This is a genomic window from Nocardioides albidus (assembly GCF_006335005.1).
Lineage (GTDB): Bacteria > Actinomycetota > Actinomycetes > Propionibacteriales > Nocardioidaceae > Nocardioides > Nocardioides albidus.
Window position 1 is genome coordinate 393328 of the sequence record NZ_VDMP01000027.1, and the last position, 1168, is coordinate 394495.

At 71.5% G+C, this 1168-nt stretch carries 1 protein-coding gene; it reads left to right on the top strand.

Annotation, left to right across the window (positions count from 1 at the left end; genetic code table 11):
* Positions 1–166: 166 nt before the first annotated feature.
* On the top strand, positions 167–1168 hold a 1002-nt coding region (locus FHP29_RS20230; RefSeq protein ID WP_240044635.1), incomplete at its 3' end, for a UTP--glucose-1-phosphate uridylyltransferase.

Consider the following 1168-nt stretch of genomic DNA (forward strand, 5'->3'; position numbering starts at 1 on the left):
GGGGCAGCGAGCAGGTGGTCGGCGATCGCCCGGGCCGCCTCGCCGACCTCGGTCAGGGGGCGCCGGCGTCGCCCGGCGAGGAGTTGGTCGCGGGCGGCGACCTTGGCCGCGCCTTGGCACGGTTGTGGACCTGTCACCGGACAAGCCTACGATCGGTCGTATGGGTATGAGTGGTCGTAGTGGCGGCCTCGAGAAGGCGCGGGCGAAGATGCTCGACGCGGGGGTCGACCCCGTGGCGATCGAGACGTTCGCCCACTACTACCGCCTCCTCGAGCACGGCGAGACCGGGATGATCCCCGAGGCGACCATCGACCCGGTCGACATGGAGAGCCTCGACGACGTGGAGGTCTCCGACGACGTCGCCGCCGAGGCGGTCGGCCGGACGGTCGCGATCAAGCTCAACGGCGGGCTCGGCACCTCGATGGGCATGGACCGCGCCAAGTCGCTGCTGTGCGTGCGCCGCGGACTGTCCTTCCTCGACATCATCGCCCGGCAGGCGCTCCACCTGCGCAGCAAGTACGACGCCCGGCTGCCGCTGCTGTTCATGAACTCCTTCCGCACCTCGGGCGACACGCTGCACGCGCTCGGCCGCTACGACGACCTCGCGGTCGACGATCTTCCCCTGGAGTTCCGGCAGAACATGGAGCCCAAGCTCCTCACCGCCGACCTCACGCCGGCCGCGTGGCCCAAGGACCCCGACCTGGAGTGGTGTCCGCCCGGCCACGGCGACCTCTACACCGCGCTGCGCGGGGCCGGCCTGATCGACCGGCTGATCGAGCAGGGCTACCGCCACGTCTTCGTCTCCAACTCCGACAACCTCGGTGCCGTCCCCGATCCGCGGGTGGCGGGCTGGTTCGCCGCGAGCGGCGCGCCGTTCGCGATCGAGGCGGTGCGGCGTACCCCCTCCGACCGCAAGGGCGGCCACTTCGCCCGCCGCAAGGCCGACGGCCGGATCGTGCTGCGCGAGACCGCCCAGACGCTGCCCGAGGACCGCGCGGCGCTGGCCGACCTCAGCCGCCACCGGTTCACCTCGACCAACAACCTGTGGTTCGACCTGCACGCGATGAAGACGGTGCTCGACGAGCGCGACGGCATCCTCGGCCTGCCGCTGATCCGCAACATCAAGCACCTCGACCCCGCCGACCCCGCCTCGCCCGAGGTCGTCCAG